General features: G+C 44.9%; 4 protein-coding genes and 6 tRNA genes. 4 read left to right on the forward strand and 6 right to left on the reverse strand.

What is annotated here, in order from left to right:
* The first annotated feature begins 258 nt into the window (after window positions 1-258).
* The 4 genes from flgK to QTN94_RS03825 all read left to right on the forward strand — a co-directional run bounded on the left by flgK (window position 259) and on the right by QTN94_RS03825 (window position 6,479).
* Window positions 259-2,133 (forward strand): flagellar hook-associated protein FlgK, encoded by a 1,875-nt coding sequence (gene flgK / locus QTN94_RS03810; RefSeq protein WP_331426928.1) that lies wholly within the window; start codon window positions 259-261, stop codon window positions 2,131-2,133.
* Between the two features lie 10 nt (window positions 2,134-2,143).
* On the forward strand, window positions 2,144-3,337 hold the full coding sequence (flgL, locus tag QTN94_RS03815) for a flagellar hook-associated protein FlgL (RefSeq protein ID WP_331416043.1): 1,194 nt from the start codon (window positions 2,144-2,146) through the stop codon (window positions 3,335-3,337).
* 370 nt (window positions 3,338-3,707) lie between these two features.
* Window positions 3,708-4,853 carry a flagellin gene (locus QTN94_RS03820; RefSeq protein ID WP_269378004.1) on the forward strand — a complete coding sequence of 382 codons (1,146 nt, stop codon included), beginning with the start codon at window positions 3,708-3,710 and terminating at the stop codon, window positions 4,851-4,853.
* A gap of 492 nt (window positions 4,854-5,345) precedes the next feature.
* Window positions 5,346-6,479: a flagellin gene (locus tag QTN94_RS03825; RefSeq protein ID WP_331416041.1), complete on the forward strand. Its 1,134-nt coding sequence runs from the start codon at window positions 5,346-5,348 to the stop codon at window positions 6,477-6,479.
* A 153-nt stretch (window positions 6,480-6,632) separates the two neighbouring features.
* Here QTN94_RS03825 and QTN94_RS03830 read toward each other — a convergent pair.
* From QTN94_RS03830 to QTN94_RS03855, 6 genes are all read right to left on the reverse strand, one after another.
* Window positions 6,633-6,717, reverse strand: a tRNA-Leu gene (locus QTN94_RS03830).
* 207 nt (window positions 6,718-6,924) lie between these two features.
* Window positions 6,925-6,999 (reverse strand) — tRNA-Gln (locus QTN94_RS03835).
* Between the two features lie 29 nt (window positions 7,000-7,028).
* Window positions 7,029-7,113: transfer RNA gene (locus QTN94_RS03840), tRNA-Leu, on the reverse strand.
* Between the two features lie 20 nt (window positions 7,114-7,133).
* Window positions 7,134-7,218 (reverse strand) — tRNA-Leu (locus tag QTN94_RS03845).
* A 49-nt stretch (window positions 7,219-7,267) separates the two neighbouring features.
* Window positions 7,268-7,344, reverse strand: a tRNA-Met gene (locus QTN94_RS03850).
* Between the two features lie 14 nt (window positions 7,345-7,358).
* Window positions 7,359-7,443: transfer RNA gene (locus QTN94_RS03855), tRNA-Leu, on the reverse strand.
* Window positions 7,444-7,467: the final 24 nt, after the last annotated feature.

The following is a 7,467-nucleotide window of genomic DNA, read 5'->3' on the forward strand; positions in this document are numbered from 1 at the left end:
TGCAGGCAGTGCAGGCTAATATTTTAGTCTAATTACCTGAATTTAAAAGGAAAGTGTTGATATGCACTGTCGACCCTTTCAGAATCTTCTCGCTTCTCGCTTCTCGCTTCTCGCTTCTCGCTTCTCGCTTCTCGCTTCTCGCTTCTCGCTTCTCGCTTCTCGCTTCTCGCTTCTCGCTTCTCGCTTTGGCACACATATTGCAAATCTTAATTCAGATATTCAGTTAACACTGATTTTTAAAGGTTTCTTGGGGGCAATATGGCGTCTGATCTTCTGAATCTTGGTTCGCAAAGCGTACTGACGGCTCAGAGACAACTCAACACCACTGGTCATAACATCTCTAATGTAAATACAGAGGGTTACAGCCGTCAGTCGGTGATACAAGGCACAAACATGCCACGTCAATACGGTGGGGAAACCTACGGTATGGGCGTCCATGTGGAAAAAGTTCGCCGCTCTTGGGATCAGTTTGCCGTCAATGAACTCAATGTCTCTACCACTAACTATGCGCATAAAGTCGATGACGAAGGCAATTTAGAGATGCTATCTAGCATGCTCTCTTCAGTGGCATCGAAAAAAATTCCTGAAAATCTTAATGAATGGTTCGATGGGGTGAAATCACTCGCAGACAGTCCGAATGATGTGGGGGCACGTAAGGTTGTGCTAGAGAAAGCGAATCTGATTACGCAAAACTTTAATGATTTCCATGAAACCATCCGTCGTCAATCCGATGTCACCAATAAAAAACTTGAGCTTGGCATAGAGCGTGTCAATCAACTTGCTTTGGAAATTAGAGACTTACATCGATTGATGATGCGTACACCTGGGCCACACAATGATTTGATGGATACCCATGAAAAACTGGTCGCGGAACTGTCTGAGTACACCAAGGTAACCGTCACGCCACGTAAAAACGCTGAAGGTTTCAATATTCACATTGGTAATGGACACACCCTCGTTTCAGGAACTGAAGCGAGTGAACTCAAGATGATTGATGGTTATCCAGATGTTCATCAGCGTCGTCTTGCCATGATTGAAGGTAAAGGTATCAAGGCGATTACCACCAAGGATATTGATGGCAAAATCGGAGCTATGCTCTCGATGCGCGATGAGAAAATTCCAGAATTGATGGATGAGTTAGGACGATTAGCGACTTCATTCTCATACCAAGTCAACAAGCTCCAGTCTCAAGGTCTGGATTTAAGAGGCAACATTGGTGGTCTGATGTTTACCGATGTGAACTCGGATGTGGTGGCAAAGTCTAGAGTCGTGACGTCATCGAATTCAAGTGCTGATGTTGCGGTGTTTATTGAAGATACCAGCAAGTTAGTTGGTGGCGAGTACTCTCTGCAATACACGGGCGGGGATTACTACATAACGCGTCCTTCAGGAGAGCAATTTATTGTTCCCGTTGTCGACAATGCCATCACACTTGACGGTATCCGTATCGATATTCGTAAGGATCTAGAGTCTGGAGAGCGCGTTTTGTTGAGACCAACTCGAAGTGGCGCGGCACAGATGAAGATGGCAACGAATGACCCAAGTGATATTGCCGCACAAAGTTATGAAGCATCCACAACCTTTGCTCAAGGCAAGGCGAAGTTCAGTATTGAACAAGCAGGTGCATTACGTGAGTTTGAAGTCATCATCTCACCGGATGGCAAACAGTTTGCCGTTACTGACACCAAAGGCAATGTACTGCTTGAGCCACGAGACTACCCACCATCGGGTGTTGTGACAGTGCAGGGCACCTCATTTGAGTTGACCGATGGTGCGTTGCCGAATGACAAGTTTACGGCAAACCTTGTCCCTTCAGAAGGTGACAACGGCAACTTGCTAAAAATGCAAAATATCCAGACGGATAAAAAGCTCAATGATGGCGAATCGACCATTCTGGATATCTATCACAACCTCAATACAAACGTTGGTTTGCAGATGTCGACCGCTTCAAGGCTGACAGATGTGTCGCGCTTAGAAAAAGAAGCAGCGCAGGAACGTGTGGCGTCGATTTCTGGCGTTAACCTCGATGAGGAAGCGGCAAACATGATGAAGTTCCAGCAAGCGTATATGGCTTCTTCACGCATCATGCAGGCGGCAAATGATACCTTTAACACCATTCTGGCGTTGAGATAAGGAGGCATAAATGATGAACCGTATTTCTAGCTTCCATAACTATCAATCAGTACAGAATGATTTGCGTCGTTCAGAAGCGAAAGTCCACCATAATCAGGCGCAGTTAGCGTCGGGTAAAAAGTTAATGAAAGCCAGTGATGATCCACTGGCAACGCATTACATCCAAAACATTGGTCAGCAAAAAGAGCAATTACGTCAGTTTACTGATGCGATTGTGTTGACTCGCAATCGTCTAGAGCACCATGAGGTCATTATCTCCAATGCGGAACAGTTTGCTGATGAAGCGAAACGCACGGTGATGGAAATGATCAATGGTGCCTTATCACCAGAAGACCGATTAGCGAAGCGTAGAGAGATCCAAGAGATTGCCAATAACTTCCTCAACTTGGTCAATGTTCAAGATGAATCCGGCAACTATATCTTTGCCGGTACTAAACCTAAAAACCAACCATTCTTCCGTGATAAGGATGGAGAGGTGGTGTATGCAGGCGATGACTATCAACGCAAGATGAAGATCTCCAACAGCTTAGAAATGCCGATTAATGATCCAGGCAGCAAGCTGTATATGGAAATAGACAATCCATTTGGTGATTTTGAACCTAAGTACAACCTAAAAGACGCATCAGAACTGTTACTAGAGCGTGCTATCAACATTAATCCAGACGATCAGTCGACCTATAAAGTCACTTTTGTCGATATGCCCGACGGCAAATATGGGTACCAGTTGGAACGTGATGGTTCAGTCGTTAAAGCAGACACCTTTGACCCTGCCAAAGGCATTCAATACGAAGGCGTGAAAATTCAGGTCAAAGGCCAGATTACCAAAGGTGATGAGATCAGCTTAGAGCCGAGACGTACCTTCAGTGTGTTTGAAACGTTTAAAGATGCGATGGAGTATTCACGAGGTTCGGTATCAGACGCATCCAACACCGCTCAGTTACATCAGATTACACAAGAGTTCCATGCCGCTTTCATTCATTTGAACAAGGCGCGCACGGATGTGGGTGCAAGGCTAAATACACTTGATATCCAAGAAGAGCAGCATGACGACTTCAAAATGACGTTGGCTAAATCAAAAAGTAATTTTGAAGATCTGGATTATGCAGAAGCGATTATCGAATTCAACGAGAACTCGCGAGCACTACAAGCGTCACAACAAGCGTTTGGTAAAACCAAAGACTTAACACTATTTAACTACATCTAATCTCAATGCCTTATGCGCCATGCCATAAGAGCGAGATAGATGTAGTTTGCCAGCAAAACGAAACCACGATGAGTGGCAAGTCAGGTGGCAAAAGAGCGGCAACGAGCTTGCCGCAGGCGGTGAGTGTAATTTGTTCAATTAGGATAATTTGCAATCACTAGATTCAAGTTGCTAATAAATAAGGATAAATAAATTTATTTTCCGGATTTTTAAAATTGGCACACAACTTGAATCAGTTAATTGAGAGTTAAACAAATTAGTTTTAAGCAGGTAATCGATCTGCTTAGCAAGGCATTTACGGTCAGTGCTTCCAAATGAGACAAAGCTGGCCGCTTCGCAAGCACTTGCGAACTCAATAGGAGAGCAAACTATGACCATTACAGTAAATACTAACGTTTCGGCAATGACAGCCCAGCGTTACCTAAACAAAGCAACGGGTGATCTGAATACCTCTATGGAGCGTTTGTCTTCTGGTCAACAGATCAACAGTGCAAAAGATGATGCGGCTGGCCTACAGATTTCGAACCGATTAACGGCTCAGTCTCGTGGTCTTGACGTAGCAATGCGTAATGCCAACGACGGTATTTCTATTGCCCAGACAGCTGAAGGTGCAATGAATGAGTCAACATCGATTCTTCAACGTATCCGTGACTTATCACTACAATCAGCAAACGGTACTAACTCTGCGTCAGAGCGCCAAGCTCTACATGAAGAAGTAGCGGCACTGCAAGATGAATTAAACCGTATCGCGGAAACAACATCATTTGGTGGTCGTAAACTGCTGAATGGTTCATTTGGCGAAGCATCATTCCAGATCGGTGCGAGTTCAGGTGAAGCGATCATCATGGGCTTAACCAGTGTACGTGCAGACGATTTCCGTATGGGCGGACAAACTTTTATCTCTGACGCTGAGAAAGCCAAAGATAAAGACTGGGGTGTACCAAGCGCAGCAAAAGATTTGAAGTTTGAGTTCACGACGAAAGATGGTGAAGCAGTGACACTCGATATTATCGCTAAAGAAGGCGACGATATCGAAGAGCTTGCAACTTATATCAACGGCCAAACAGACAAGTTTAAAGCGTCTGTAGACCAAGATGGAAGACTGCAGATCTTTGCCGCAGAGCCTAATTTAGAGGGTAACCTGAACATATCAGGTGGTCTTGCTAGTGAACTTGGCCTAAACGGTGGCCCTGGTGTGCAAACAACAGTACAGAACATCGATGTTCGTTCGGTTGGTGGCGCTCAAAACGCGGTAGGTATTGTTGATGCGGCACTGAAGTACGTAGATTCACAACGTGCTGATTTAGGTGCGAAACAAAACCGTCTAAGCCACAGCATCAACAACTTGGCTAACATCCAAGAAAACGTAGAAGCATCGAACAGTCGAATCCGCGATACTGATTTCGCGAAAGAGACTACGGCGATGACAAAAGCACAAATTCTGCAACAAGCAGGTACTTCAATACTTGCTCAAGCAAAACAGTTGCCAAACTCTGCAATGTCACTATTGCAGTAGTGGTCAACCTTTTCACTAACGTAAACCTAGACGTAGGGTTAGTGGAAGTTTGACGGCAAACATAGGTGATTAGGTAATGGAGTTCTCTCTCTCACCTGCTCCATCACTGGAGTCACCTATGTAGCGCGGCAGCCAGGCTGTGATCATTTCTCTCGATCTCCATATTGGCATTGGCTACCAAATAGCCCCGGTTCTCTCAAAGGAAAAGGGGCTTTTCTTTTGCCCAAAGAAAACTATCTTCAAATTTACTCCCTCGACAGCGAAAACGCGCGTTATCGGCTGAAGTTCCTATTTCTTTAGCAATTAAGTTTATATCTGCTAACCGCATCAATCTGCTACGGTTAACCCCATTTTTTTATAGAAATTGACCAAATAGCTCTAAAGTTAATCAGATTAATGTCGCTAATAAGGTTACTTTGAGAGAACTAATTGGTTTGCCGAGACGTCGGAAACCTTTACCTCCAGTCTACGGAAATCAATAGGAGAACCACTATGGCGGTTAATGTAAATACAAACGTCGCGGCAATGACAGCACAACGCTACTTAAATAGCGCTTCAAATGCTCAACAAGTGTCGATGGAAAGACTTTCATCCGGTTTTAAGATCAACAGCGCAAAAGATGACGCTGCGGGTCTACAAATTTCTAACCGTTTGAATGTACAAAGCCGAGGTTTAGACGTCGCAGTACGTAACGCAAACGATGGTATTTCGATGGCACAAACAGCTGAAGGTGCCATGAACGAAACAACCAACATCCTACAACGTATGCGTGATCTATCACTTCAATCAGCTAACGGCTCTAACTCTAAGTCTGAGCGTGTAGCGATTCAAGAAGAGATCACGGCACTGAATGATGAACTTAACCGTATCGCAGAAACAACCTCTTTTGGTGGTAACAAGCTACTGAATGGTACGTTCGCGACTAAGTCCTTCCAAATTGGTGCGGACAACGGTGAAGCCGTTATGCTTACCATGAACAATATGCGTAGCGATAACGTTATGATGGGTGGTAACAGTTACGTTGCAGCGAATGGCCAAGGCAAAGACTGGGCAGTGCAGAGTGGGGCAAATGACCTTACAATCACGCTAACTGACAAGTTTGGACAAGAGCAAAACGTAGCGATTAACGCAAAAGCTGGTGACGACATCGAAGAGCTAGCGACTTACATCAATGGTCAAACTGATCTTGTTAAAGCGTCAGTCGATCAAGATGGCAAACTACAGCTATTTACCGATAACAACCGCGTTGAAGGCGTTGCAACCTTTGGTGGTAGCTTAGCGGGTGAACTAAGTATTGGTGAAGCTAAAGCGGTTACCGTTGACACGATCGATGTAACGTCGGTTGGTGGAGCACAAGAATCGGTAGCGATTGTCGATGCGGCTCTTAAATTTGTTGATAGCCATCGTGCAGAACTGGGTGCATTCCAGAACCGTTTCAACCATGCAATCAATAACTTAGATAACATTAACGAAAATGTGAATGCGTCTAAGAGCCGAATTAAGGATACAGACTTCGCGAAAGAGACGACAGCTCTAACGAAATCTCAGATCCTTACTCAGGCTTCGAGCTCTGTTCTTGCTCAAGCAAAGCAAGCGCCCAACTCAGCGTTGGGGCTTTTAGGCTAAGAAAGTAATTTCTAAGCAAATTTAAAAGTCATGACTCTAAGCAAAAAATCCAGCCTCGGCTGGATTTTTTTATCTCTCGACATCGTTCGTCGACCAAATTTTCCATAGAGTAGATAAAACAAAACCCAGCTAAAAGCTGGGTTTTATAAAGAATGGTGCGGAAAGAGAGACTTGAACTCTCACACCTTGCGGCGCCAGAACCTAAATCTGGTGCGTCTACCAATTCCGCCATTTCCGCATCTTAATCTGTAGTCATCCTGATAATTGGTAAAATCAAGATAACGTTGTATATGTCAGGCTACTGAGAGCCGAACCAGGGACAATAGACGGGGCATCAAATGATGCTTATCTAGTGAACCTATAAATAATGGCGGGCTACTTAGAGCCGAGCCAGGGACAATAGATGGGGCATCAAATGATGCTTGTCTAGTGAACCTATAAATAATGGCAGGTCTACCTGGATTCGAACCAGGGAATGGCGGCATCAAAAGCCGCTGCCTTACCGCTTGGCGATAGACCTGCAGTGCTCTCAAAGAGAGGCTTAAAGAATGGTGCGGAAAGAGAGACTTGAACTCTCACACCTTGCGGCGCCAGAACCTAAATCTGGTGCGTCTACCAATTCCGCCATTTCCGCGTAACTTTTATTGTTCAAGATGGTGCGGAAGGAGAGACTTGAACTCTCACACCTTGCGGCGCCAGAACCTAAATCTGGTGCGTCTACCAATTCCGCCACTTCCGCATCTTGAACTATGTGACTGAAAACCAAACTGATTAACAATCGAAATTAATGGTGGCTACGACGGGATTCGAACCTGTGACCCCATCATTATGAGTGATGTGCTCTAACCAGCTGAGCTACGTAGCCATAGTGATTAAGAATGGTGCGGAAAGAGAGACTTGAACTCTCACACCTTGCGGCGCCAGAACCTAAATCTGGTGCGTCTACCAATTCCGCCATTTCCGCATCTTAATCTGTAGTCATCCTGAT

Origin of the sequence: Vibrio sp. M250220 (genome assembly GCF_036533795.1) — a bacterium.
Classification (GTDB): domain Bacteria; phylum Pseudomonadota; class Gammaproteobacteria; order Enterobacterales; family Vibrionaceae; genus Vibrio.